Raw genomic sequence first — 25425 nt, forward strand, 5'->3', positions numbered from 1 at the left:
GAGGAAACCCGCCCGGGAAGTTAGCTGTAAAGAAGGTTAACTACCTGGGCGGGTTTTCCGTTACCCTCGGCGGGCCGATCCCCGTCCCCCGAGGAGATCCCTGTGCGACGTCACCTCGCGGCCGTTGCCGCTCTGTCCTTCGCCCTGCTCGCCGCCGGCTGTTCCGATGACGGCGAGCCGGGAACCACCACCACGGCTCCGCCGCGGGCCGCCACCGCGGCGGCGACCACTGCCGCGGCCGACCCCGCGGTGGCCGCCTCCGCCGACGCGGCGCTGGCGAGCGACACCAAGGCCATCTGCGCCCAGGCCGCCCGGACCGGGGAGAGCTTCGGCACCAACTTCGCCGCCGACTACCGGGTGTTCCTCGGCGCCAAGGCGCAGGGGGCCGAGGCGAGGGCCCGGGCCAAGGAGAAGGTCACCCGGACCGTGGACGGGTATGCGTACGCCCTGCTGGACATGTCGAAGCTCACCTCCGACCCGGGCCTGAAGAAGGCGCTCGCGTCGATGGGCGGCCAGGTGACCGCCCTGAAGGGTGATTTCGCCAGGATTGACGACAAGCGGCTCGCCGAGATCGACGCCAAGCTGGCCAAGGCCTGCGGCGAGAGCTAACCCCGTTTTGGCTCTCGGCTCGCCGATGAAGTAGGCTTGCCGACGGCGCTTTTTCGGCGCCTGTCTCGTGCGCCCGGCTCGGTCACCCCAATGACCGGCCATCCGCGCCGAGACCCCAGCAGTATCCGCCAGCAGCTTATGTTTCCGGCTGCGTAAGTCTCAGGGAGTCCGCGTCCTATGTACGCGATCGTCAAGACCGGCGGCAAGCAGTACAAGGTTGCCGAGGGCGACGTGATCGAGGTCGAGAAGCTCGTGGGCGAGCCCGGCGACGCTCTGACGCTCGCCGCGGTCCTCCTCGTCGACGGTGACAACCTGGTGACCGACGCGGCCAAGCTTGCCAACGTTACGGTGTCCGGCGAGATCGCCGAGCACACCAAGGGTCCGAAGATCCGGATCCACAAGTTCAAGAACAAGACTGGCTACCACAAGCGCCAGGGTCACCGCCAGCCGCTGACCCGCGTCAAGGTGACCGGCATCAAGAGCGGGAAGTAGGCGTAGACATGGCTCATAAAAAGGGTGCATCCAGCTCGCGCAACGGCCGTGACTCCGCCGCTCAGCGGCTCGGTGTCAAGCGCTTCGGCGGCCAGCTCGTCAAGGCCGGCGAGATCCTGATCCGCCAGCGTGGCACCAAGTTCCACCCGGGCGACCTGGTGGGCCGGGGCGCTGACGACACGCTGTTCGCGCTCTCCGCGGGCAACGTGCTGTTCGGCACCGCGCGTGGCCGCAAGACCGTCAGCATCGTGCCGGTCGCGGAGTAATACTGCCGAAGCGGGCCGCGGACCTCTCGAGGTCCACGGCCCGCTTTTGTTTGTGCCACAGCCGCCGATCAAGGGCGTGGGAAGACGGTGACCCTGGCCGGCGTTGGGCGAACAGGGACCATGCGGTCGCGAGCGGAGAAGCCGCGGGCCGGAAAAACGAGGAGTTGAGCCGTGACCACGTTCGTCGACCGGGTCGTGCTGCACCTGCAGGCGGGTGACGGCGGGCACGGCTGTGTCTCCGTGCACCGGGAGAAGTTCAAGCCGCTCGGGGGCCCGGACGGCGGTAACGGCGGCCACGGCGGCAGCATCACGCTTGTCGTCGACCCGCAGCAGCACACCCTGCTGGACTTCCACTTCCACCCGCACGTCAAGGCGAGCAACGGCGGCGGTGGCGCGGGCGCCAACCGGGACGGGGCGAACGGCAAGGACCTGGTCCTCAAGGTGCCGGACGGCACCGTGGTGCTGACCACCGACGGCGAGGTGCTGGCCGACCTGGTCGGCGCCGGCACCGAGTTCGAGGTGGCCCGCGGTGGCCGCGGCGGCCGGGGCAACCGGTCGCTGGCCAACACCCGCCGCAAGGTCCCGGGCTTCGCCGAGCTGGGCGAGCCGGGTGACCAGCTGGACGTGGTGCTGGAGCTGAAGAGCGTCGCCGACGTCGGCCTGGTCGGTTTCCCGTCGGCCGGCAAGTCGTCGCTGATCTCGGTGCTCTCGGCGGCCAAGCCGAAGATCGCCGACTACCCGTTCACCACGCTGGTGCCGAACCTGGGTGTGGTGCAGGCCGGCGAGGAGACGTTCGTCATCGCCGACGTGCCCGGGCTGATCCCCGGCGCGGCCACCGGCAAGGGCCTGGGCATGCAGTTCCTCCGGCACATCGAGCGCACCTCGGTGCTGGTGCACGTGCTGGACGCGGCGACCCCGGAGATCGAGCGGGACCCGCTGGCCGACCTCGACGCGATCGAGGCCGAGCTGAGCGCCTACGGCGGCCTGGAGGACCGGCCCCGGCTCGTGGTGCTCAACAAGATCGACATTCCGGACGGGCGTGACCTGGCCGACATCGTCCGGCCCGACCTGGAGGCCCGCGGCTTCCAGGTGTTCGAGGTGAGCGCGGTGACCCGGGAGGGTCTCAAGGAGTTCGGCTACGCGCTGGCCAAGGCGGTCGCCGAGTTCCGCGCCGCCAAGCCGGTGGTCGAGGCGACCCGGCTGGTGCTGCGCCCGCGCGCGGTGGACGACACCGGCTTCACCATCGAGCGGGACGAGGAGGGCGTCTTCGTGATCCGTGGCGCTCAGGTGGAGCGCTGGATCAAGCAGACCAACTTCGACAACGACGAGGCGATCGGCTACCTGGCCGACCGGCTGGAGCGGCTCGGCGTCGAGGAGAAGCTCGGCAAGCTGGGCGCCCAGGCCGGCGACCCGGTCCGGATCGGCACCCGCGAGTTCGACTGGCAGCCGAACGCGGGGGAGTACGTCTCCGGCCCGCGCGGCACCGACGCCCGCCTGGAGGAGCTGGACACCCGGCCCTCCGCGGCACAGCGGCTCGCCGCCCGCAAGGCCCGCCGGGTGCGCGCCGAGGACGAGATCGCCCACATGGCCGCCGACGGCACCGTCACCAGCGTCGCCAACTCGCAGGTTCCGGTGCTGGTCACCGACGAGGACGACACCGACGAATAGCGGACCGGCCAGTTCCGCGCAACCCGCAGGAAACGGTCATCACCTAGAGTCACCTGGGTGCTGATCGAATCGCGACCCGCCCTGGACCCCGAACTCGCCGCTCTCGTGGCTGCTCAGCAGCGCGAACTGGCCGAGGCCGGGGCCGGCGCGGGCGCGATATTCGAGCCGGACGATGACGTGGCGTATCTGCTGGGTGTGGTGAACGGCCGGGCGGTGGCCTGCGCCGCCTGGCGGGCCCGCGAGCACGGGACCGCCGAGCTGCTGCGCATGTACGTCCGCCCGGCGTACCGCGGCCGCGGCCTGGCCCGGCAGCTGATCGTGGCCGTCGAGGAGGAGGTCCTCGCCGCGGGCCGCCCGGTCATCCGGCTGGAGACCGACCTGCCCGCGGCGATCGCCCTGTGCCAGTCCTCCGGATACCGGCAGGTCGGCGCCGGCACCCGCTTCGAGAAGAGCCTCCCGGCGGTAGCGCCGGTTTCCTGACCGGACGGCGCTAGTCCGCCAGCAGGCCGATGGCGGCGCGTGCCCGGTGCACCGTCGCCGCGGCGATCGGGCGTACCCGCTCGGCGCCGGCCGTGAGCACCCGCCGTACGAAAGCCGGGTCTGCCGCGAGCTCGGCGTGCCGCGCGCGGATCGGCGCGAGCAGCGCCTCCACCGCGTCGGTGACCTCCCGTTTGAGCGCCGCGTAGGAGGTCGGGTCGGCCGGCGGCCGGCCGGTGCACGCGGCCAGGATGTCGATCAGGTTGCTCACCCCGGGCTGGTTCGCCCGGTCCCGGCGAACCAGCCCGAGGGTGTCGGTGGCGGCCCGCGCGACGGTCCTGCGGATCACTTCGGGCGGGTCCAGCAGGCCGATCCGGCCGGTCCCGCTGCTCTTGCTCATCTTGGCTGTCGGTTCGGCCAGATCCATGATCCGGGCCGCGGAGTCCGGGCGGATCCCGTCGGGCACCCGGAAGGTCTCGCCGTACTTCGTGTTGAACCTGACCGCGAGCGTGCGGGTGAGTTCCAGGTGCTGGGTCTGGTCCTCGCCGACCGGCACCTGGTCGACGTCGTAGAGCAGGATGTCCGCGGCCATCAGCACCGGGTAGGTGAGCAGGCTGAGCCGGACCGGACCGCCGGCCGCCGACTTCTCCTTGAACTGGATCATCCGGGCCGCCTCGCCGTGGCCGGCCACGCACTCCAGCAGGTAGTGCAACTCGGTGTGCTCCCGGACCTGGGACTGCAGCACGATCGGGGTGCGCTCCGGGTCGACGCCGGCAGCCAGCATGATCGTTGCCTGCTCCAGCGCGCAGGCACGGACCCGCGCCGGGTCGTGCTCGACGGTCATCGCGTGCAGGTCCGCGATCAGCGCGATGGAATCCGCGGCGTCCTGCGCCGCGATCAGCGGGCGCAGCGCGCCCAGCAGGTTGCCCAGATGCAGCTCGCCGGTCGACTGGAAGCCGGTGAGGCGGCGGGTCCGGGCCGGCGCCGCGGTCACGGTGGTGGTCATGCGAGGTCTCCGATCTTTACGGTACGAAGACCGCCCGTCCCCGGAGACACACCCGTCACACGAAAAACGGCCGCCCCGGAGTGGGCGGCCGCGAATGAGTCACATGCGCGTCGTGGTGAGCCGCCCGGTCAGGGCCGCCACCAGTTGTTCACGAACGCGCGCATGTACCGAAGCTAGCGCGGCGGCGGTGCCCCGGGCAAGTGATCGCCGACGTGCCCGCACGGGCGGACACGGGTACCGGCATGATTGTCGACATGCCGACCCTGACCCGTGCCGAGGCCGCCGAGCGGGCGTCCGTCGTCGACGTCGAGAGCTACCACGTCGATCTGGACCTCACCGGGGACGGTGACACCTTCCGATCCCGCACCGTGGTCCGTTTCCGGGCCCGGCCCGGCGCCGCGACCTTCCTGGAGTTCGAGCCGGTCGAGGTCGCCTCGATGACGCTGAACGGCAAGCCGGTCCCGGCCACGGCGGCCGACGGGGCCCGGCTCGCGCTGACCGGCCTGGCCGAGGCGAACGAGCTGGTCGTCGACGCGACGATGCGGTACTCGAACAACGGCGAGGGCCTGCACCGGTACACCGACCCGGCCGACGGCGCGGTCTACCTCTACCAGCACCTGTTCATCAACAACGCGGGCCGGGTGCTGCCCAGTTTCGACCAGCCCGACCTGAAGGCGTCGTTCCGGGTCAGCGTCACCGCGCCGGCGGAGTGGACGGTCGCCACCAACGGCCGGCTGGTCTCCCGCGACGGCGGCCGCTGGGAGTTCGCGGCCACCGAGCGGATCTCCACCTACCTGGCGAGCCTGATCGCCGGCCCGTGGCACGTGTGCGTCGACGAGCACGACGGCATCCCGCTGGCGCTGTACGCCCGGGCCGCGCTCGCCGAGCAGCTGGACGCCCAGGCCGGGGAGATCTTCGAGATCACCAAGCAGTGCCTGGACCGGTTCCACGAGATGTTCGAGATCCGCTATCCGTTCGGGCACTACCAGCAGGCCTTCGCCCCGGAGTTCAACTTCGGCGCGATGGAGTACCCGGGTCTCGTGGTGTTCCGGGACGACCTGGTGCCGCGCTCCGCGATGACGTACACCGAGCGGGAGTACCGGGCCAGCGTCATCGCCCACGAGATGGCCCACCAGTGGTTCGGTGACCTGGTCACTATGGCCTGGTGGGACGACCTGTGGCTGAACGAGTCGTTCGCCGAGTACCTGGGCTCCCGGGTGGCCGCCGAGGCGACCCGGTACACCGGCACCTGGACCACCTTCGCCCTGCACCGCAAGGCCTGGGGGCTGCGCGCCGACCAGCGGCCGTCCACCCACCCGGTGGCGCCGTCCGAGGTGGCCGACACCGACCAGGCGCTGCTCAACTTCGACGGCATCTCGTACGCCAAGGGCGCCTCGGTGCTCAAGCAGCTGGTCGCCTGGCTCGGCGACGAGGCGTTCCTGGCCGGGGTGAACGCGCACTTCGCGGCGCACGCGTACGGCAACGCCACGCTCGCCGACCTGCTCGGCGCGCTGGCCGAGGCCGGTGGACGGGATCTGTCCGGCTGGGCCGAGCTGTGGCTGCGCCGGGCGCAGGTGAACACCCTGCGGGTCGAGACCCGGCGCGACGGCGGGACCTACGCCGAGGTGGCGATCGTGCAGACCGCGCCGGACGGGTTCCCCACGCTGCGCCCGCACCGGGTCGGGATCGGGCTCTACGACCACCGGGACGGCGCCGTCGTCCGCCGGGAGCTGATCGAGGCGGAGCTGGACGCGACCGGACGGACCGTGCTGCCGGCGCTGGCCGGGCAGCCGGTGGCCGACCTGCTGCTGCTCAACGACGGGGATCTGGCGTACGGAAAGATCCGTCTCGACGAGGACTCGGCGGCTGCCGTGCCGCTGCTGCTGCCGCTGCTCACCGACTCGCTGGCTCGCGCGGTCATCTGGGCCTCGACGCTGGACGCCGTGGTCGACGGCGAGCGCCCGGTGGCCGAGCTGGTCGCCCAGGTGCTCACCGCGCTGCCGGTGGAGACCGAGACGGTGATCGTCGAGGACGTGCTGCGCGCCACCCGGGGGCTGGTCGACAGGTATGCCACGGCGGAGACCCGGCCGGCCGCCCTGGAACTGGTCGCCCAGGCCGCCGACCGGCTGCTCGCCGCCTCGCCGGCCGGCGGCTCCCGGCAGCTGGCCGCGGCGCGCGGGCTGATCGGCGCCACCGCCGACACCGCCCGGCTGCACGGCTGGCTGGCCGGCGACGGGGTGCCGGAGGGGCTGGCGGTCGACGCCGACCTGCGCTGGCTGATCCGCTACCGGCTGGCCGTGCTGGGCGCGACAGACCCGGCGGCGATCGAGGCCGAGCTGGCCGCCGACCGCAGCGCCAGCGGCGAGCAGTGGGCCGCCCGGTGCCGGGCCGCGCTGCCCGATCCGGCGGCCAAGGCGGCGGCGTGGGCGGCTGTCGTCGGCGACGCCACGCTGTCCAACCGGCTGGCCGAGCTGACCGCCATCGGGTTCTGGCAGGCCGAGCAGCGGGACCTGCTGGAGCCGTACGTGACGCGGTACTTCGCCGAGATGCCGGAGATGATGCGGATCCGCTCGGGGATGAGCGCCGAGAAGATCGCGATCGCGGCGTACCCGGCGGTGATGGTCGCCGAGCCGACCCGGGAGCTGGCCGCCGGCCTGCTGGCCGCGCCGGACCTGAACCCGATCCTGCGCCGGGTGGTGCAGGACCACGACGACGACATGCGCCGCGCGCTGCTGGCCCGGGGCCTCGGTATCTGACCGGAATTCCGGTTTTGTAGGCATGAACCCCGTAGCCTGGTGCTGCGGGGGTGAATGCGTGGAATGGTCCGCTGAATTGTCGCGCGGCCTGCTGCAGGCCGCGCCGGACGCGATCCTGGTCCTCGACGGCATGCGGATCGTGCTTGCCAACGATCGGGTCGCGCAGATGTACGGCTGGGACAGCGCCGACCTGGTCGGCCAGTCCGTCGACGTGCTGCTCACCGACGAGTCCCGGGCCCTGGTGGCGGGACGCCGGGAGCTGATCGGGTCGGCCCGGCCCGGCTCCATCAGCACCGTGGTGACCAGCGCCCGCCGGCGCGACGGCACCGAGTTCCCGGTCGAGTCGTCCGCCACCGTCGTCGAGGCGCCGCAGGGCCGGTTCACCGTCGCGGTGGTCCGGGACATCAGCGAACGGCTGCGCTCGGAGGAGGAGAAGGACCGGCTGCGCGCCGAGGCGCACGCCCACCGCAGCCAGCGGCTGGAGAGCCTGGGCCAGCTGGCCGGCGGCATCGCGCACGACTTCAACAACATGCTCGGGGTGATCCTCAACTACGCGAACTTCGTGATCGAGGAGGCCGAGGGCTCCGAGCCGGACCTCGCCGCGATAGCCGCCGACGCCCGGCAGGTGGTCCGGGCCGGCACCCGCGGCACCGACCTCACCCAGCAGCTGCTCGCCTTCGCCCGCCGGGATGTGGCCCGCCCGCAGCCGCTCGACCTGAACGCGGTGATCGGCGGCCTGGAGGAGACGCTGCGCGCCTCGCTCGGCGACCAGATCACCCTGCTCTACCGGCCCGGCCCGGATCTGCCCTCGGTCACCTGGGACGCCGGGCAGGTCGAGCGCCTGCTGGTCAGCCTGGCGGCCAACGCCCGGGACGCGATGCCCAACGGCGGCAACCTGGTGATCGACACCGGCAGCCTGGGTGACCGGGTCCGGTTGCGGGTCAGCGACTCCGGCCGGGGCATGCCGCCGGACGTGGTGGACCGCGCGTTCGACCCGTTCTTCACCACCAAGCCCAAGGGCGAGGCGACCGGGCTCGGGCTGGCCACCGTCTATGGCATCGTCACCCAGGCCGGTGGCGAGGTGAGCCTGACCAGTGAGCCGGGCCTGGGTACCACGGTCACGGTGGTGCTGCCGGCCGGTGAGCCGGTGCCGGCGCAGGCGGCCGAGGAGACGCCGGCCGCCACCCGCGGGCACGGCGAGACCGTGCTGGTGGCCGAGGACGAGGACGCGCTGCGGGACGTGGCGGGCCGGATCCTGACCGGAGCGGGCTATCAGGTGCTCGCCGCGGACTGCGGGCAGAAGGCTCTGGAGGTGGCCGCCCGGCACGGCGGCGAGATCGATCTGCTGCTCAGTGACGTGGTGATGCCCGGGATGCTGGGCAAGGAGCTGGCGGAGCGGCTGACCGACGTACGGCCGGCGACACGGGTGCTCTACATGTCCGGTTATGCCCAGCCGGTGCTGGCCTCGCAGGGCAACCTGGACCCCGGTGTGGTCCTGTTGGAGAAGCCGTTCTCCGCCAAAGATCTGCTGACCGCCGTCCGGAAACGCCTAGACGGCTGAGCCGCTCCCGGCGCTATTCTTCTGCGATGTCCAACAGGCGCGTCGGGATCATGGGTGGGACGTTCGATCCGATCCACCACGGCCACCTGGTCGCGGCGAGCGAGGTGCAGGCCCGGTTCGAGCTGGACGAGGTGACCTTCGTCCCGACCGGCCAGCCGTACCAGAAGGGCCGGGTCTCGCCGGCCGAGGACCGTTACCTGATGACGGTCATCGCCACCGCCTCCAACCCGCGCTTCCACGTGAGCCGGGCGGACATGGACCGGGACGGGCCGACCTACACCGTCGACACCCTGCGGGACATGCGGGCGGTCTACGGCCAGTCCGCCGAGCTGTACTTCATCACCGGCGCCGACGCCCTGTCCCGGATCATGTCGTGGCGGGACGCGCTCACCATGTTCGGGCTGGCGCACTTCGTCGGCGTGACCCGGCCGGGCTTCGAGCTCTCCGCGGCGAACCTGCCCGAGGACCGGGTGACGCTGGTCGAGGTGCCCGCCATGGCCATCTCGTCGAGCGACTGCCGGCAGCGGGTGGCGTCCGGTCTGCCGGTCTGGTATCTGGTCCCGGATGGTGTCGTGCAGTACATCAACAAGCGAGGGCTCTATCGGGACTCGGGGATTGTCGGACCCGCGTGAGAGACTTGACCTGTTGTTGAACCCGACCGAGTCGGACCTTTTGGCAGGAAGGGCCTCTTTTGCCCATTAATGAGCGCGCTTATGAGCTGGCGATGGCGGCCGCGCAGGCCGCCGCCGACAAGAAGGCGCAGGACATCTCCATCATCGACGTGGGCGACCAGCTCGCCATCACCGACGCGTTCGTGATCGCCTCCGCGTCGAACGAGCGTCAGGTGGTCGCGATCGTCGACGCCATCGAGGAAGCCCTGGTCAACCTGCCGGAGAAGGCGAAACCGGTGCGTCGCGAGGGCGAGCGGCAGGGCCGCTGGGTGCTGCTGGACTACATCGACATCGTGGTCCACGTGCAGCACACCGAGGAGCGCGAGTTCTACGCCCTGGACAAGCTGTGGAAGGACTGCCCGACCCTCGCGTTCGTGGACCGCGACATGGTCGACGCGGGTGCCGCCGGCGCCGAGATTCCGTGACCACCCGCCTGCTGGTCTGGCGGCACGGCAACACCGACTGGAACGCGGGCAGCCGCGTCCAGGGGCAGACCGACGTGCCGCTCAACGATCTCGGTCGCCGGCAGGCGGCGGAGGCGGCCGCCCTGCTGGCGGCGATGCGGCCGGACGCGATCGTCTCCAGCGATCTGCGTCGTGCCGCCGACACCGCCGCCGCGCTGGCCGCTCGTACCGGGCACCTGGTGACCCACGACGAGCGGCTGCGCGAGCGCTACTTCGGCGCCTGGCAGGGCCTCACCATGGCCGAGGTGGCCGAGCAGCGCCCGGCGGAGTATGCGCGCTGGACCGCGGGCGAGGACGTCGGCGGCGACGTGGAGGCCCTCGACGTGATGGGCAAACGGGTCGGCGAGGCGCTGCGCGACGCGGCCACCCTCGGTGACACGGTGGTGGTCGCCACGCACGGGGCGGCGGCCCGGCAGGGTATCGCGTACCTGCTCGGCTGGCCCCGCGAGCAGATCCGGACGCTGCGCGCGCTGCAGAACTGCCACTGGGTCGAGCTGTCCCACGACGAGTCCCGCGGGTGGCAGCTGGGGGCGTACAACGTGGGCGTCTTCGCCGAGCGGCCGGTCCCCCCACCGGTCTGACGGAACCGTTCATCACCCCGGAGCGTCTCACTGCCATGATCCGTCGCATCGTCCTTCCCACGGTCCTGTTCTCGCTGCTTCTCGGCGGTTGCGCGCAGCCGCGGGAGGAGGCCGGCTCGGCCGGCACGGCGCCGTCCGCGGCCGTGCCGTCGGCGGCCGTGCCGTCCACGGCGCCGGCCAGCCCCCGTCCGGAGCTCACCACCACCGGGAAACCGGCCGGCGGCACGACCACCACGATCACCGGCACGGTGGTCGCCGGGGTGGAGCCGGGGTGCCTGCTCCTGCAGGCCGCGTCGGCGACCCACCTGCTGGTCTTCGACGACGAGTCGCTCCGCGCCGCCGCTCCGGTGGGCAGCGAGGTGCGGGTCACCGGCACCCCGAAACCCGGCATGATGTCCACCTGCCAGCAGGGTGAGCCGTTCATCGTGTCCTCGGTCACGCCACGCTGAGGCCCGGCGGGCACACAATCAGTAGAGTTCGGGCATGACCATCGCGGTCGTCACCGATTCCACCGCCTATCTGCCCGCCGAGCTCGACGGGCGGTATGAGCTGACCATCGTGCCGCTCACCGTCGTGATCAACGGCTGGGACGGCCTGGAGGGCCTGGAGATCTCCCCGGCCGAGGTGGCGCGGGCACTCGGCGCGCGCCGCTCCGCGGTCAGCACCTCCCGGCCCGCTCCCTCCCAGTTCGTCGAGCAGTACCGGCGGCTGCTCGACGCCGGCGCCGACGGGGTCGTCTCGGTGCACCTGTCCGCCAAGCTCTCCGGCACCTTCGAGGCCGCCGAACTGGCCGCCGCCGAGGTCGGCCCGCGGGTGCGGGTGGTGGACAGCGGCACCGCGGCGATGGGGCTGGGCTTCCCGGCGCTGGCCGCCGCCGCGGTCGCGGCCCGGGGCGGGGACCTGGACGCGGTGCACCGGGCCGCCGTCGAGCACGCGGCCCGGGTCAGCACCTTCTTCTACGTCGACACGCTGGAGTTCCTGCGCCGTGGTGGCCGGATCGGGGCCGCGTCGGCGCTGGTCGGTACCGCCCTCTCGGTCAAGCCGATCCTGCACGTGGCGGACGGCGCGGTGGTGGTCAGGGACAAGGTGCGGACCGCCGGGCGGGCGCTGAGCCGTCTCGTCGACCTGGCGGTGGAGGCCGCCGGGCCGGGTGAGGCCGACGTCGCGGTCCATCACCTGGGCACCCCGGAGCGGGCGAACGCGCTGGTCGACGCGATCTCCATGCGCCTCGGTGACCGGCTGCGGGACTGTTACCTGACCGAGGTGGGCGCGGTGGTGGCCGCACACACCGGCCCGGGACTGGCCGGCGTCGTCGTGCACCGGCGCGCTTGACGCCCGAGGTCCGCTCCGGTCCGGCTTCGAGCCGTTCGACGGTACGGGTGGGCGTACCGGAAGCGGACGAGCGGCGAGCACGGACCGCCTCGCGCCGGACAGCGGTCAGCCGGGGTGGCCCTCGGCCAGGATCCGCGTGGCGCGGGCCACCACCTGGTGCAGCGGGTGATCGGGCGGCGCCGGATAGGGCACCGTGCACCCGTCCGGATCGCTGACGTAGGCCATCGGGGTCAGCGATCGCGGCGACCTCGCGTAGATCTCCTCGGCCTGCTCGAACAGCACCCGCAGCAGGTCGATGTCGTCCGCGGTGACCAGCAGCGTCCCGCGCTCCGGCGCGAAGGCCACCGGACGGCCGCCGACCTGCCCGGCGAGCCGCTCCAGCCAGCCGGGCAGCAGCAGGTGCGAGGTCCAGTAGGCGTTCCCGTCGTCGACGAACCGGACCACCACCGGCTTGTCCGCCGGGGTGCCGTGCAGCACCGCGCCGGAGAGGTTGGCCCGGGCCGTCGCGAACACCTGATCGACGCTGACGCCCCAGGTCAGCAGCTGCGCCGGAGTGACGTAGGTGATCGTCTCCGGATGATCGACCACCACGAACTCGGACAGCTCCGGCAACGCCGGGCGGCGCAACGCCGCCCCCGGCGCACCGCCGCGCAACACCGGACGCAGCCGCGGCGCGGCGTCCGCCCACGCCTCCGGCACGTCTCCGGTACGCAGGACGCCCGCCAGATAGTCGTCCAGCTCCCGGCGAGCGCGGCCGAGCAGCGGCGTCAGCGGCAGGATGGTCGGCTCGGTATCACCCGGAAGGGTGCAGCGGACCTCGAAACCGGCGCGGTGGTAACGGGCGCCGGGCACTCCGGCACGACGCAACCGCCGGATGACCCGGGCGGCCAGCCGGGCGCGGACGAGCCTGCGGAGGAGCCCCACGGCACTGCCTATCGTCTCGCGGTGATCACACGGGCGTCGAGATCATCGTCGGTGCTGACGGCGGACGTCAATCCATTCTCGTCGACGGCCGCGACGGCGGCGCCGGCCTGCGCCCCGGTGATCTCGGACAGCAGCAGGCCGTGCGGGGCCAGCCAGGTGCGCGCCCCGGCGAGCACCGCCCGGAACACGGCCAGCCCGTCGTCGCCGCCGTCCAGGGCGGTGACCGGTTCGTGGTCGCGGGCCTCGGCCGGCAGGAACGGGAGGTGCCGGGTCGCGACGTACGGGACGTTGGCCAGCAGCACGGTGATCCGGCCGCGCAGCTCCGCGGGCAGCGCGTCGAAGAGGTCGCCCTGGTGGACGTTCCCGCCCAGGTTGTCCCGCGCGCAGGCGACGGCGACCGGGTCCAGGTCGGCGGCGTGCAGCGTGATGCCGGGAAGCCGGTGCCGGACCGCCAGGCCGAGCGCGCCGGAGCCGCAGCAGAGGTCGACCACCAGCGGGTCGGGCCGGCCGCCGGCCTCGGCGACGGCGAGGCGGACCAGCAGCTCGCTGCGGATCCGGGGGACGAAGACGCCGGGGCGCAGCCGGACCCGGACACCGCAGAAGTCGGCATGGCCGACCACCTGCTCCAGGGGCTCGCCGGCGCAGCGGCGGCCGACCAGCCGGCGCATCGCGGCGTCGTCGGCTGCGGCCTCGGCCAGCACCGCCGCCTCGTCCTCGGCGAAGACGCAGCCGGCCGCGCGGAGCTGAAGGATCGCCTGTTCTCGGGTCACGCGCCGTCCTCGGGGTTGTCCACAGTGCCGGCTTGTCCACAGCGAAGCCGGTCTCGTGCGTGCGGAAGTCGCAGACTTCAGCGCCGTGCGAGAGGCGAAGGATACCGACGACGTCGTGGCGGCCCGGATGCGGGCGCTGCGAGACGAGGGGCCGTTGCGCTGGTCGGACATCGTGCCGGCCTGGTCCGAGTTCGACGATCCGGAAGGTGGTACAGCAAGTGACGGTCGTGGCCTGCCTGGCGGATCTGCGGCGGCCGGTGGGGTTCCGCTGCCTGCCGGGGGTGCTGCCGGTCCGGGTGCGGCGATGCCTGAGCCGCTGGCGCCGCCGGACTGGCTCGGCCCGTCCGGCGAGGAGTACGCCTGGCGGGTCGAGCGGGAACCGCCGGCCCTTCCGGGCAAGGGCGCGTTCGGCGGGGACGACGCGGAGCCACGGAGCTGGCTGCGGGCACTCGACCCGGGCCGGGCCGGGGTCCGGGCGCTGGCCGCTGTCGCCGTGGTGGTCGTCCTGGTCGCGGCGTTCCTGGCGTGGCGGGCGCGGCCCCGGGTGGAGCCGGTCGCGCCGGTGACCCCGGTCAGCAGCACGGCCGCCGCCGTCAGCGCGCCGGCCGAGGTGGTGGTCGCGGTCGGCGGCAAGGTCCGCGAGCCCGGGCTGGTCCGGCTCGCGCCGGGTGCCCGGGTGGCCGACGCGCTGACCGCGGCGGGCGGTGCCCTGCCGGGCGTCGACGTGGCGGCGCTCAATCCGGCCCGCAAGGTCACCGACGGCGAACTGATCATGGTGGGGGTGAGCCCGCCGGCGGGCGCCGCCACCGCGCCGGTGGCGTCGGCGGGACCGGCCGGTGGTCTGGTGAACCTGAACACCGCGACGCTGGCCGAGCTGGACACGCTGCCCGGGGTCGGGCCGGTGCTGGCGCAGCGGATCCTGGACGCCCGGCAGGCACAGGGCGGGTTCCGGGCGGTCAGCGACCTGCGCCGGGTGGACGGCATCGGGGACTCCCGGTTCGAGCAGCTCAAAGACCTGGTGACGGTGTGACCGGCCGGCCCGGGGACCCGGTGCGCCGGCCGATGCCCGATCTGCGGCTGGCCGGGTTCCTGGCGGGGGTCTGGCCGGCGGCCCTGGCGGCGCTCCACCAGCCGGCCCGGTACTCGGCCGTCGGCGGTGGGGTGGCCCTGATCCTCGCCGGTGTGGGCGCCCTGGCCGGGCGGGCTCCTCGTTCCCGGCAGGCCCGGACGGCCGTCCGGTGGCTCGGGGTGGCGCTCGCCCTCGGGGCCGGTTGCGGGGCGGTGGCGACCGCGGCGCGGATGAGCGTGCGGGAGGCGGCGCCGCTGGTCGCGCTGATCGAGGCGGGCGATCCGGTGGAGGTGGCGGCAGTGGTCCGGGACGACCCGCGGGCGCTGCGCGGCGGCACCGGACCACCCACCTACCTGGTCGCGGTGGACCTGGAGCGGGTGCGCGGGGTGGCCGGCGGCGAACCGGTGCGGCTCTCCGCGCGGGCGCTGGTGCTGGGTAGCGACCCCGGCTGGCGGGGGCTGCTGCCCGGCCAGCACCTGACGGCGATCGGGAAGCCGCTGCCACCCCGGCCCGGTGATCTGCGGGCGGCGGTGATCTCCGTACGCGCGGCGCCCCGCCTGATCGGCGAGCCGTCCTGGGCGCAGCGTGCCGCCGGGAAGCTGCGAGCCGGCCTGCAACGGGCCTGCGAGCCGCTCCCGGACGACTCCGGTGGCCTGCTCCCGGGCCTGGTGGTGGGCGACACCAGCCGCCTCGACCCGGCATTGGACGCGGACTTCCAGGCCACCGGGATGACACACCTGACCGCCGTCTCCGGAGCCACCGTTCGTTAGAGACTGTACTCTGTGGCCATGCGTGCCGTCATCTACTGCCGGGTCTCCAAGGACAAGCGGGACCGGGCGTCCGTCCAGCAACAGGAGGAAGAGGCCCGTCTAGCAGCCGCCGCGATGGGCTGGACTCTCCACGAACGGGTGTTCGTCGACAACGACGTCTCCGCCAGCCGGCACGCCCGCAAGAGTCGCCAGGAACACGGCGAACTCCTCGACCTCATCCGAAGCCGTGACATCGACGTTCTGATCCTCTGGGAGTCGTCACGCGGCGACCGGACACTGACCAGGTGGTCTGCCCTCCTGGACCTCTGCCGCGACCTCGGCGTGAAAATCCACGTCGTCGACCACCGCCGGACGTACGACCTGAACGTCCCCCGGGACTGGAAGACCATGGCCGACGAGGGCGTGAACAACGCTTACGCCAGCGAGGAGACCCGCGAGCGGATCTTGCGCGACGTCCGAGCCAACGCCATGAAAGGCCGGCCTCACGGCAAGTTGCCCTATGGCTACACCCGCACGTACGACGAACGGGGAGTCTTCGTCGCCCAGATCGAGCAGCCCGAACAGGCCGACGTGGTCCGTGAGTGCGCCCGCCGTGTCGGGGCCGGCGAATCGCTCTACTCGATCGCCCAGGATCTCAACAGCCGCGGCGTCCCGGCGCCACGCGGCGGCAAATGGCTGCCCAACCAGGTCAAGCGGCTCACCACACAGCCCCGCTACATCGGCCAGCGCGTACACCAAGGCGTCGTGATCGGCGACGCCCTCTGGCCCGGCATCATCGACGAAGCCACATTCGCTGAATGCGTCCGCCGGATGTCCGACCCCCGCCGGCACACGGTCCGGGACCGGTCGCTGAAATACTTGCTGACCGGCATCCTCAAGTGCGGCGCCTGTGGCGCGAAATGCCGCGTGATCAAGAACCGCGGCTACCACGCCTACTCCTGTTACGAGAAGTTCTGCGTCTCCGTGCGCACGACCCACGTCGAGGACTTCGTCACCGACATGGTGATCGCCCGCCTGGAGCAACCCGACGTGCTGGCCGGTATCGCCGCCCGCAGCGACCAGGTCGCCGCCGACCGCGGCGACGACGCCGACGAACTCCAAGGCCGCCTTGACGGCTTCTACGCCCAGGCCGCCGAAGGGAAGATCAGCCCCGCAGGACTCGCCGCGATCGAGGCACGGCTACTGCCCCAGATCGCCGAGGCGCGCCGAGCCGCGCAAGCCGCGCCACTGCCCCGGCTGATCCGCGACGTCGCCGGCCCCGACGCCCGCCAGCGCTGGGAAGCACTCGACCTGGGCCGACAGCGCGAGATCATCGACAAGCTGGTGGAACTGCGAGTCGCCACCACCGTGCGCGGCACCCGGTTCAGCTTCCACCGGCTCGGCGAGTCCCGATGGCGCGGCGACGAACGGACCTGGGCCGAGCACTGGGCCGCGGAAGGCATCTGATGACGCTTACTCGCACGCCGCGAAAAGAAATCGGCAATAGCGTATTGCCGATTTCCGAGAAGGAAGTTACTAGCGGTACGAAAGCGCAATTCAATCCTCTGTTTCGGGCGCTCTCCTCGCGCCCCGGTCATCGCAAATCGGTTGTCCCGCAGCGCTGCACGCTCTCGCATGCCAGAAAGTCCGCACACGAACTAAGTGTCCGATTTCTCGCCATAGCCCGTCCGCGGAAATAGTCAAGAAACGGCGCGCCGAAAGGACGGCGGCAAGGATTCAGGTTACGTTTCGCTCAACATCAAGAAGAACCCCGGCCAGCCTCTCTATTGGCGTAGTAGCCGGCCGGGGTTCCCGGACACCTGGACCGCTAGACGGAGCCAGGCGCACAAGTAGCAGCGGGTGTACCACCACCCGGCCTGCCACCGAGGACTGACGGTACCCCCGACACGGGGCACCGCGCACACCTACAACGGTGTGCACCACCGGTAGAGCGCCAGCCCCGTCCTGTGGTCCTGAAAGGGACCCCCAGTGGACACGAAGCCGCGCACCAGGAACACCAACCCGGAGCTCCGCAAGCTGACCGGCCTGCTCGGCCCGCTGACCCGCGACGGCCGCCACGCCGAAGCCGCCGCCGTTCGCGTCGAGCTGGACCGCGTCAAGCGCCTCGCCGCGATCCAGGCCGCCGCGAAGAACGCTCCGCCGCTCACCGCCGCCGAACTCAGCTCGATCGTCGGCATGCTCGCCGCCGTGAGCGTCCCGCCGGCCGTCGCGCCTCCCGCCCCGGTCGTAACTGCTCCCACCGCGCCGCGTCTCGCTGCCTAGACAGCCCCAGCAACAAGCCCCCAGGGACGCGAAACGGCGGCCCCGCCTGCCAAGACAAGACCGCCGTTTCGCGTTCACTCAGAACAACGTAAGCGTACCGGTTCGGTACGCAGAACGGGAACCGACGTGCGCACTGACGACGCACCAAACGGCCAGACCGGTAACCAACCGCCAGGGCAGTCAGCACCCCTCCCGATGCGCTGGGCGATCCAGCCCACCGCCCCGCTCAGCCGTGCCCGCCACGCGAGCCGGGCGGTGATCTGACATGGGATACCGGCTACGCCGCGAAGTACGCGACGCCATGCCCAAAGGCACGCTCACCCACAAGGAAGTACGCCTAGTCCTCGAACTCGCGGACTCCTGCAACGACGACACACGCGAAGGCTGGCCCGGCCTCGACTGGCTCGCCGACGTGTGTGACATCGGCGACCCGAAGAAGGTCGGCGAAACCCTGGGATCCATTGCCAAGAAGTGGCACGAACTTCGTGTACCCGTCGGCAAGGACAAGCGCGGCCTACCGACCTTCGCCCGAGAAGGCCAGCGCATGACTTTCCGCTTCCCGAAGCTCGCCGCCCGCCCGACCGTTACGGAACCCGCCCCGTCGAGCCCCCCTGAAACAGGGGACCTCAACACCGACCGAGCTCCCCAAAAACAGGGGACCTCCAGGTCCCCTAAAACAGGGGACCTCTCAAGCAGTCGAGCCCCCCTAAAACAGGGGACCCTTGAACTCAAGACCTCAATAAATCCTCCTCAACCGCGCGCCAACGAGGCAGTCACCTCAATCGCCGCTGCGCTCTCGATCGAGGAAGAAGAGGCAACCGCCGTCTTCCAAAAGATCCTCACCGAGAAGAAACCGGGCGCCCCGTCCCGCTACGTCGCGCACCTGATCCAGAACGGCGATATCCGGCAGTTCCACACCCAGCCCCGTCCGAAGCCGACATATGCCGGGCCCCTCTGCGACTACACCGACGACGGCCACGGCCGCTGCCACGACTGCGGCCTCCCCGCCGGAAACGCCCGCCACGCCAAGGCCGCCTGACCGCGGAAGGAGGAACCACCGATGACCTCGGACATCATCCGGAACACGGCCGAACTCGCCCAGCTCTGGCCGGCACTCGCCGACGCGTTGGCCCGCGACCACGCACCCGAGCACGGCGAACGCATCGCCGCCGCCGGATCCACCGAGCCCGGACTACCCGTGAACCTCGACGTCGCCGACGCGATCGACTACCTGACCCGTAACATCGCCGCCGCCGCAACCTACGCCCGCCACCTGCTCGACGAACCGGCCTGGACCCACAGCGTGCCCGTCCTGCTCGCCTGGGACATCACCCGCTGGCACGGCCGCCTGGTCGACCTCGGCGACACCGTCCACGCCGAGCACCTGGCCGCCGCCGTCGCCGACTGGCTCGGCCGGACCCGGGCCGCGCTCGGCTTCACCACCCCCGACCGCCACCTGGGCGCCATGTGCCCCGAACACGACCAGCCGCTGGTCGAGCTGGTCGAGCCCGGCGGATCCGCCACCCTGCACACCAGCCCCGCCGGCTACCGCATCACCTGGACGAAAGTCCGCGCCATCAAGTGCCGCTACTGCCGCGCGACCTGGACGCCCGGCCCCGACTACCTCGCCCTCGACCGCGCCCTGAACCGCGCCGACCGCCGCCGAGCAGGACACATCCCATGACCCGGCGCCTGATCCCCACCGCGTCCGCAGCGCTCGCCCTGGGCGTCACCCAGACCGCGGTACGCGTCCTCGCCCACCGCGGCCGCCTCACCCGCTACGGAACCGCCCAGCGCGCCCTGTACGACCTCGACGAGATCCACCAGCTACGCCCCACCACGGTCAAGACGACCCGCTCGACCGGACACGACCAGCAGGAGAGGAACGCCAACCCATGACCAACTCGACCAGCCACCACGGCCACACTCCCGGCCTGGACAACCGAATCACCGCCGCGATCCAGCACAGCGCCGCCGTCCAGGCCCAGATCGCCGCCGCACTGCACTCCATCAGCCACAGGCCGGCGCCAACGACCCGCCGCCGCGTCGCCCACCGCCACCCGTCCGCCGCGCACCTGCTCGTCCTCGGCCGCGCCCTGATCAGTTGGCGGCACCGATGACCCGCCTGATGATCGCCCGCCCAACCGTCGAGACCCTCCCGGCGCCGCGGCTGCTCACCAAGACCAAACGCCCCGACCTGCCGACGCTGCCCGGTACCAGCTGGCACAACGACGTCGCCGCGCTACGCGCCTGGATCATCGCCGTCAAGGCCGATCCGGACGTCGATCCGTACTGGGTCGACCAGATCACCCAGCCGATCAAGGAACAACTCGCCGCAGCCCGGCGCGTAAGCCCGGTGCGCGGCTGCGGGGGCCGCACACCGGAACACCGTCAGATCAAGGAAAGCAACCGATGACACTCGATCAGCACCAGAACCACATGATCGACCTGGCCGCGATGTCGCTGGTGGTCGCCGACGAACTCGACGGCCCGGTCCGGGTACGGCCCGCCCGCAATCGCGTTGCCTAGTGAAGGGATCCTCATGAACGAAGATGCAGACGTCAGTGCCTTCGACCCGAAATCCATCAGCGCTCTCGTACTGGACCCGCGCTTCAGCCACGGCGAGATCACCTACAGCGGCGGCGCCATGGCTGGCGAGGAAACCTTGCCGTTCCTCGGCTGGGTCACAGAGACCTACTGGTCCAGCAACCACACCGGATCTGACGTAGTACCTGCGTTCCTCGTCGATGCCGACGTCGTCACGATCCGCATGCTGAACAGGAGGTACAAAGCCGACGACGAGACCGGCAATGTCTACCTGACCCGCCTGGTCCGCGCCGAAGGCATGGCATCCCGCGACGGTAGTTGACCAACGTAACGGCGTTATGTAACGCTTTGCAGCGGATCACCACGTCTTCAACCTCCAGCGCCCGCGCGCCCCGTGCCGTGCGGGCGCTGCAGCGTTTCCGGGGGAGCCGTGAGCCAGCACAGCGAGCAGGGATCCAGGTACCGCCGCCTCCGAGCCACGTTCCTCGCTGGCGGCCCGGCCTGCTGGATCTGCGGACACTACGGATCAGACCAGGTCGACCACGATCCGCCACGTGCACGACACCGCGCCCCGCTCGACGTCTCGACTTGGCGGCCGGCTCACGGTACGGACCCCTGCCCGACCTGCGGGCGGCGCTGCAACCAGTCACGCGGCACTCGCGACGTAACGGCCGTAACGCCTGTGTTTGTGCCGAAGATCCGTCTCTGATCGTCGTCGACTCGCGTCGATCTTCGTCGCGGCTCGGATTTTAACGACCGGTGGGCCCGGAGACCCCGCGCCCAGTCGCCGTCTCTCTCTCCCCAGGCCGCCCACCAGGAGGTTTGTCCGTGCCCGACGCCACCGCCGCCGAGCGGAACCGCCGCTACCGGCGCCACAAGGCCGGAGACCACTCGATGTGCGACCCGGCACGGTGCGAGAGCAGGGCAAACGCCGACGCCGTAGAGGTCGAATCAGCGGGCCCGGACCGTGACGCCGACCAGGACGTCACGCCCGTAACGCCCGGCCCGGCCGGCGTAACGCGTGACGACCAGGCCGTTACGGACGACTCCCCCGGCCCGCCCCGCCTCGACGAGGCCGGCGCCGCGTTCTGGTCCGCGATGAACGGCGACAAGCTGGCCGGCGCCCCCCGCCAGCTGCTGGTGCAAGCCTGCCGATCCGTCGACCGGCTGGCCCGGCTGGACGCGATGCTCCGCGGCACGCACCACGAATGGATGCGCCTGGTCGTGAAGCTGTTCGACGACGACGACGACCGCGACGACCAGGACGTGACCGTCGTCGCCCGGGTCGACTCGATCCTGGCCGAGGAACGTCAGCAGGCCCTGGCGCTCAAGGCCCTACTGACCGAGCTGCGCGCCAGCGGCGCCGCCGACAGCGGGGGAGGCAGGAGCGCGCTTGAACAGCTTGGCGACCAGCTTGCCGCCCGCCGGGCGGCTCGGCAAGCAGACGCCGCGAGTATGTAGCCACCCGCCGATCGCGTACACCATGGCCGAGGAGGTCATCGACCTCTACGAGCTGTGCGCGAAACCGCTCGACCCGTGGCAGAAGTTCGTACTCCGTAAGGGCCTCGGCATGACCGCCGACGGCCGCTGGTCCGCGCTCAAGGTCGCGTGCTGGGTGCCCCGCCAGAACGGCAAGGGCGGCATCATCGAGGCCCTGGAGCTGGCCTGGCTGTTCCTGCCTGGCTTCCAACAGCGACTGATCACGCACTCGGCGCACCTGTACTCGACCGCGCAAGAGGCATTCATCAGGATCCGCGACATCATCGACGGCTCGGAAATCCTCCGGCCGATGGCCCGGGTCCGCGAGGCCAACGGCGAACAGGGATTCATCACCCTGGAAGGCCAGCGGCTGAAGTTCGTCGCCCGGACCAAGAGCGGCACCCGCGGATTCTCCGCGCCCCGCCTGGTGCTCGACGAGGCCCAGGAGATCGCCTCGGACATGATGGCGGCCGCGATGCCGACCATGGCCGCCCAGAAACACCCTCAAGTCTGGTTCTTCGGCACCCCGCCGACCGACCCGGCCGCCTGGTGCTACGCGCTGAAGGAGGACGGAGAGGCCGGCGCCCCCGACCTCTGCTGGTGCGACTGGGGAGACGACCTCGACCTGGCCAGCGCGACGCCGGAGGAAGTCGCCGCACGGATCCAGGACGTCGACCGCGCGTACGCGGCGAACCCGGCCATGGGTGACCCTGCCCTGGGCGCGCGGATCAGCGAGGAGTTCGTCAGGTCCGAGATGCGCCCGTCCGGCCTCGGCGACCGGTACGTGTTCGAGCGCCTGGGCATCTGGCGCCCGAAGGCCACCGGCGGCGCCGGAGTGATCGCCGAGGCCGCATGGGCCCGGCAGACCCAGGCCGACCCGCAACGGCCGACGGACTTCGTGATTGCGCTCGACATCAGCCCGTCCCGGACGAACGCCTCGATCGTCCTGGTCGGCCCGAACCCGGCGCACGAGGACGGCCTGATCGTCTCCCTGGTCGACTACCGCGACGGGACGGACTGGATCGTCGCCCGGCTCGCCGAGCTGCGCGACCGCTACAAACCCGTCGCGATCGCCCTGGACAAGAAAGGGCCGGCCGGCTCACTGCTGGTCGACCTGGCCCGGGTCGGCATCGTCGAGCCCGTCGACCCGGAGCACCCGAAGCGCGGCGACCTGGCGATCCCGAACGCCGCCGACGTGGCCGCCGGCTACGGCCTGTTCGTCGACGCCGTCCGCCAGGGCGCCCTGTGGCACTGCGACGACGCGCCGCTGAACCTGGCCCTGGCCGGCGCCCAGACCCGCCAAATGCTCGGCGGCGGCTCGGCCTGGGCGCGCAAGGGCCGGACGGACATCTCGCCCCTGGTCGCCGCGACGATCGGCAACTGGGCCTATGTGACCCGGGCCGAGCTGGTCAAGGCCGCCCCGTACGACGCCCTGGCGAACATCTGGTGAGGGGAGTCGACACATGACCCGTGGCGGAGCTCGAAAGCTCGGCGCCCGGATCGCCGGAGCAGTCGCCGAGCACTTCGGCCGCGCGCTGCGCACCCTGCCCGGCCTGGCCGGCGCCCTGCTGGTGTCGTTCGGCCTCTACCTGGCCTGGGTGCCGCTCGGCGTGATCGCCCTGGGCGCCTTCCTGCTGCTCATCGATAGGAGGGTGACCTAGTGGGTCTGTTCTTCGGAAGCCGTGCCGCTCCCCCGGCCGCCACGACCCGCGGGATCGCGCTGCCCGGCCGCCAGGGCGTGGCGCTCGGCACGCCGAGCTACAACGCCGTCGACGTGACAGCTGGTGAAACCGCGCTCCAGTCGGTCGCCGTACGGTCCGCCGTCCACCTGCTGTGCGGCCTCACGTCGAACCTGCCGATCGACGTCTTCAGCGGCAAGGGCACCGCCCGCAAGGCGATCACGAAGCCCGGCTACCTGGAAGACCCGGCCGGGGACGGCTACGGCCTGGTCGACTGGTCGTATCAGTACCTGGCGTCGCTGATCCTGCGCGGCAACGCGTTCGGCGACGTCCTGGCCCGCAACGCCCAGGGCGGCTATCCGACCCAGGTCGCCCTGTACCACCCGGACAACGTCCGCGGCCGCGTCGACGACCGCGGCCGGATCCAGTGGTCGATCGGCGGCCGCCCGGTCGACAACCCGGCCGATCTGCTGCACCGCCGGGCCTTCCCCGTGCCCGGCCGCGTCCTCGGCCTGTCCGTGATCGAGCAGCACGCCGCCCAGATCGGCCTGTCGCTGACGACGACCCGGTTCGGACTCCAGTGGTTCCAGGACGGCGCCCACCCGGGCGGCCTGCTCACGAACGAGCTGGAAGACCTGAACGACACCGACGGCACCAAGACCCGCACGATCAAGGACAAGTTCATGGCCGCCCTGCGCGGCACCCGCGAACCGGTCGTGATGGGCAAGGGCTGGAAATACCAGTCGATCCAGGTCGCCCCCGAAGAGTCGCAATTCCTGGAGACCCAGGGATGGACGGCCGCCGAGTGCGCCCGGATCTTCGGGCCCGGCGTCGCCGAAGTGCTCGGCTACACCGCGTCCGGCGGCGGCGGATCGCTGACGTACACCAACCGCGTCGACCGAAACGCCGACCTGCTCACGCTGACGCTGAATCAGTGGATCCGTGCGCTGGAGCGCGTTCTCTCGGACATGCTCCCGAAGCCTCAATACGTCCGCATCGACCGCGATGCACTGCTGGAGATGACCACTCTGGACCGTTACCGGGCGTACGAAATCGCGCTCCGCAACGGATTCCGCGTCATCGACGAGGTCCGCGACGACGAGGACGAGGGCCCCGTCCCCTGGGGCAAGAAGCCGTTCACCCTGCCCAAGTCGGCGACCGACGACGGCACGACTAAGCCCGCCGACGAGGAGAAGGACAAGGCCCAATGACGACCCCCACGATCACGCTCCCCGGCCTGCACGTGGTTCGGTCCACGCTGGCCCGTGTCGACCTCCGAGCAGCCGACGACGACGCCCAGGCCGAGCGCGAGGGCCTGGGCCTGATGGACGTGCGTTTCTCGCCGTTCAACACCTGGTATCGCATCGATTCCTGGTGGGAAGGCTCGTTCATGGAGCGCACCGTTCCCGGCGCGTTCAAGCGGACTTTTGCCGCCCACCGCCAAGCGAAGAACGTCGACGCCCACAACATCAAGACGATGTTCAATCACGGGCAGGATCTGACGATCGGTCAGAAGCTGCTCGGCACGATCGACGAGATCGCCGAGGACGCCGACGGCGCCCGGTCGAGCGTCTGGCTGTGGGACACGTCGTATAACCGCGACCTGCTCCCTGGGCTGCGTGAGGCCGCCTACGGGTCGTCGTTCATGTTCCAGGTGATCCGCGAGGAGTGGAACGAGGAGCCCGAGAAGTCCGACGACAACCCGGACGGGATCCCCGAGCGCACGATCCGCGAGGCCCGCGTCTTCGAGGCCGGCCCCGTCACCTGGCCGGCGTCCCCGACCGCAACCGCTGGCATGCGCTGCTGGTCGGACACCGAGACCTACTACGACCAGCTGGAGCGCAACGACCCGTCCCGGGTCCAGCGCATGCGCTCCCAGATCACCGCACTCCGCTCCGCCGGACCCGCCCAGCAGGGCACTCCGGCCGGTCCCGGACCCGCGACCGCACGACCGACCGACTCGGCGCGTAGCCACTCGGCAGGTCTCACGCCCGCGCAACGGCGCGAGCGTCTGTACCCGACCCTGAAGGGATAAGGCCGAC

30 protein-coding genes are annotated in these 25425 nt (G+C 71.4%); 27 read left to right on the forward strand and 3 right to left on the reverse strand.

Annotated elements, in window-relative coordinates; translation table 11 throughout:
* The first annotated feature begins 102 nt into the window (after positions 1–102).
* From Actob_RS06065 to Actob_RS06085, 5 genes are all read left to right on the forward strand, one after another.
* Positions 103–609: a hypothetical protein gene (locus Actob_RS06065; RefSeq protein ID WP_284919063.1), complete on the forward strand. Its 507-nt coding sequence runs from the start codon at positions 103–105 to the stop codon at positions 607–609.
* A 177-nt stretch (positions 610–786) separates the two neighbouring features.
* Entirely contained in the window at positions 787–1101 is a 315-nt protein-coding gene (gene rplU, locus Actob_RS06070; protein ID WP_014688346.1) for a 50S ribosomal protein L21, read from the forward strand.
* An 8-nt stretch (positions 1102–1109) separates the two neighbouring features.
* Positions 1110–1367 carry a 50S ribosomal protein L27 gene (gene rpmA / locus Actob_RS06075; RefSeq protein WP_189336223.1) on the forward strand — a complete coding sequence of 86 codons (258 nt, stop codon included), beginning with the start codon at positions 1110–1112 and terminating at the stop codon, positions 1365–1367.
* 171 nt (positions 1368–1538) lie between these two features.
* Complete coding sequence (obgE, locus tag Actob_RS06080) at positions 1539–3035, forward strand: GTPase ObgE (RefSeq protein WP_284919064.1); 1497 nt, start codon at positions 1539–1541, stop codon at positions 3033–3035.
* Positions 3036–3092: 57 nt separating this feature from the next.
* The gene (locus Actob_RS06085) at positions 3093–3515 is read left to right on the forward strand and encodes a GNAT family N-acetyltransferase (RefSeq protein ID WP_284919065.1); all 423 of its coding nucleotides are present in this window, start codon (positions 3093–3095) and stop codon (positions 3513–3515) included.
* Positions 3516–3525: 10 nt separating this feature from the next.
* Here the strand turns inward: Actob_RS06085 and trpS are convergent, their stop codons facing one another.
* Positions 3526–4518 (reverse strand): tryptophan--tRNA ligase, encoded by a 993-nt coding sequence (gene trpS, locus Actob_RS06090; protein WP_284919066.1) that lies wholly within the window; start codon positions 4516–4518, stop codon positions 3526–3528.
* A 254-nt stretch (positions 4519–4772) separates the two neighbouring features.
* Here trpS and pepN point away from each other — a divergent pair, with 254 nt between their 5' ends.
* From pepN to Actob_RS06125, 7 genes are read left to right on the forward strand one after another with little or no spacing between them, the layout of a single operon-like run.
* Entirely contained in the window at positions 4773–7274 is a 2502-nt protein-coding gene (pepN, locus tag Actob_RS06095) for an aminopeptidase N (RefSeq protein WP_284919067.1), read from the forward strand.
* A gap of 58 nt (positions 7275–7332) precedes the next feature.
* A complete protein-coding gene (locus Actob_RS06100; protein WP_284919068.1) occupies positions 7333–8835 on the forward strand; it encodes an ATP-binding protein in 1503 nt (500 codons plus the stop codon).
* A 26-nt stretch (positions 8836–8861) separates the two neighbouring features.
* On the forward strand, positions 8862–9467 hold the full coding sequence (nadD, locus tag Actob_RS06105; RefSeq protein ID WP_284919069.1) for a nicotinate-nucleotide adenylyltransferase: 606 nt from the start codon (positions 8862–8864) through the stop codon (positions 9465–9467).
* 59 nt (positions 9468–9526) lie between these two features.
* The gene (gene rsfS / locus Actob_RS06110; RefSeq protein ID WP_284919070.1) at positions 9527–9931 is read left to right on the forward strand and encodes a ribosome silencing factor; all 405 of its coding nucleotides are present in this window, start codon (positions 9527–9529) and stop codon (positions 9929–9931) included.
* Positions 9928–10551, forward strand: coding sequence for a histidine phosphatase family protein (locus Actob_RS06115; RefSeq protein WP_284919071.1), 624 nt, complete (start codon positions 9928–9930; stop codon positions 10549–10551). Before rsfS ends, Actob_RS06115 begins: the two co-directional genes overlap by 4 nt.
* 35 nt (positions 10552–10586) lie before the next feature.
* The gene (locus tag Actob_RS06120; RefSeq protein WP_284919072.1) at positions 10587–11000 is read left to right on the forward strand and encodes a hypothetical protein; all 414 of its coding nucleotides are present in this window, start codon (positions 10587–10589) and stop codon (positions 10998–11000) included.
* 34 nt (positions 11001–11034) lie between these two features.
* Complete coding sequence (locus tag Actob_RS06125) at positions 11035–11883, forward strand: DegV family protein (RefSeq protein ID WP_284919073.1); 849 nt, start codon at positions 11035–11037, stop codon at positions 11881–11883.
* Between the two features lie 105 nt (positions 11884–11988).
* On the opposite strand, the gene Actob_RS06130 is transcribed toward Actob_RS06125, so the two are convergent.
* Entirely contained in the window at positions 11989–12807 is an 819-nt protein-coding gene (locus Actob_RS06130; protein WP_284919074.1) for a hypothetical protein, read from the reverse strand.
* 8 nt (positions 12808–12815) lie between these two features.
* The gene (locus Actob_RS06135; protein ID WP_284919075.1) at positions 12816–13577 is read right to left on the reverse strand and encodes a putative protein N(5)-glutamine methyltransferase; all 762 of its coding nucleotides are present in this window, start codon (positions 13575–13577) and stop codon (positions 12816–12818) included.
* A gap of 304 nt (positions 13578–13881) precedes the next feature.
* Here Actob_RS06135 and Actob_RS06140 point away from each other — a divergent pair, with 304 nt between their 5' ends.
* The 15 genes from Actob_RS06140 (at position 13882) to Actob_RS06210 (ending at position 25418) form a co-directional block, all read left to right on the forward strand.
* Positions 13882–14607: a ComEA family DNA-binding protein gene (locus tag Actob_RS06140; protein ID WP_284919076.1), complete on the forward strand. Its 726-nt coding sequence runs from the start codon at positions 13882–13884 to the stop codon at positions 14605–14607.
* A gap of 32 nt (positions 14608–14639) precedes the next feature.
* Positions 14640–15416 carry a ComEC/Rec2 family competence protein gene (locus Actob_RS06145; protein WP_284919077.1) on the forward strand — a complete coding sequence of 259 codons (777 nt, stop codon included), beginning with the start codon at positions 14640–14642 and terminating at the stop codon, positions 15414–15416.
* An 18-nt stretch (positions 15417–15434) separates the two neighbouring features.
* The gene (locus Actob_RS06150; protein ID WP_284919078.1) at positions 15435–16862 is read left to right on the forward strand and encodes a recombinase family protein; all 1428 of its coding nucleotides are present in this window, start codon (positions 15435–15437) and stop codon (positions 16860–16862) included.
* Between the two features lie 522 nt (positions 16863–17384).
* On the forward strand, positions 17385–17678 hold the full coding sequence (locus Actob_RS06155; protein WP_284919079.1) for a hypothetical protein: 294 nt from the start codon (positions 17385–17387) through the stop codon (positions 17676–17678).
* 265 nt (positions 17679–17943) lie between these two features.
* Complete coding sequence (locus Actob_RS06160) at positions 17944–18717, forward strand: hypothetical protein (RefSeq protein WP_284919080.1); 774 nt, start codon at positions 17944–17946, stop codon at positions 18715–18717.
* 21 nt (positions 18718–18738) lie between these two features.
* Positions 18739–19362, forward strand: coding sequence for a hypothetical protein (locus tag Actob_RS06165; RefSeq protein ID WP_284919081.1), 624 nt, complete (start codon positions 18739–18741; stop codon positions 19360–19362).
* Complete coding sequence (locus Actob_RS06170) at positions 19359–19577, forward strand: hypothetical protein (protein WP_284919082.1); 219 nt, start codon at positions 19359–19361, stop codon at positions 19575–19577. The genes Actob_RS06165 and Actob_RS06170 overlap by 4 nt, the downstream gene beginning before the upstream one ends.
* The gene (locus tag Actob_RS06175) at positions 19574–19798 is read left to right on the forward strand and encodes a hypothetical protein (protein ID WP_284919083.1); all 225 of its coding nucleotides are present in this window, start codon (positions 19574–19576) and stop codon (positions 19796–19798) included. Before Actob_RS06170 ends, Actob_RS06175 begins: the two co-directional genes overlap by 4 nt.
* A complete protein-coding gene (locus Actob_RS06180) occupies positions 19795–20094 on the forward strand; it encodes a hypothetical protein (RefSeq protein WP_284919084.1) in 300 nt (99 codons plus the stop codon). The genes Actob_RS06175 and Actob_RS06180 overlap by 4 nt, the downstream gene beginning before the upstream one ends.
* A 126-nt stretch (positions 20095–20220) precedes the next feature.
* Complete coding sequence (locus Actob_RS06185; protein WP_284919085.1) at positions 20221–20547, forward strand: hypothetical protein; 327 nt, start codon at positions 20221–20223, stop codon at positions 20545–20547.
* 506 nt (positions 20548–21053) lie between these two features.
* Positions 21054–21686 (forward strand): hypothetical protein, encoded by a 633-nt coding sequence (locus Actob_RS06190; RefSeq protein WP_284919086.1) that lies wholly within the window; start codon positions 21054–21056, stop codon positions 21684–21686.
* A gap of 22 nt (positions 21687–21708) precedes the next feature.
* On the forward strand, positions 21709–23154 hold the full coding sequence (locus Actob_RS06195; protein ID WP_284919087.1) for a hypothetical protein: 1446 nt from the start codon (positions 21709–21711) through the stop codon (positions 23152–23154).
* Between the two features lie 13 nt (positions 23155–23167).
* The gene (locus Actob_RS06200) at positions 23168–23365 is read left to right on the forward strand and encodes a hypothetical protein (protein ID WP_284919088.1); all 198 of its coding nucleotides are present in this window, start codon (positions 23168–23170) and stop codon (positions 23363–23365) included.
* A complete protein-coding gene (locus Actob_RS06205; RefSeq protein ID WP_284919089.1) occupies positions 23365–24594 on the forward strand; it encodes a phage portal protein in 1230 nt (409 codons plus the stop codon). The genes Actob_RS06200 and Actob_RS06205 overlap by 1 nt, the downstream gene beginning before the upstream one ends.
* Positions 24591–25418: an HK97 family phage prohead protease gene (locus Actob_RS06210; protein WP_284919090.1), complete on the forward strand. Its 828-nt coding sequence runs from the start codon at positions 24591–24593 to the stop codon at positions 25416–25418. Before Actob_RS06205 ends, Actob_RS06210 begins: the two co-directional genes overlap by 4 nt.
* The last annotated feature ends 7 nt before the right edge of the window (positions 25419–25425 follow it).

It is taken from the genome of Actinoplanes oblitus (genome assembly GCF_030252345.1).
Lineage (GTDB): Bacteria > Actinomycetota > Actinomycetes > Mycobacteriales > Micromonosporaceae > Actinoplanes > Actinoplanes oblitus.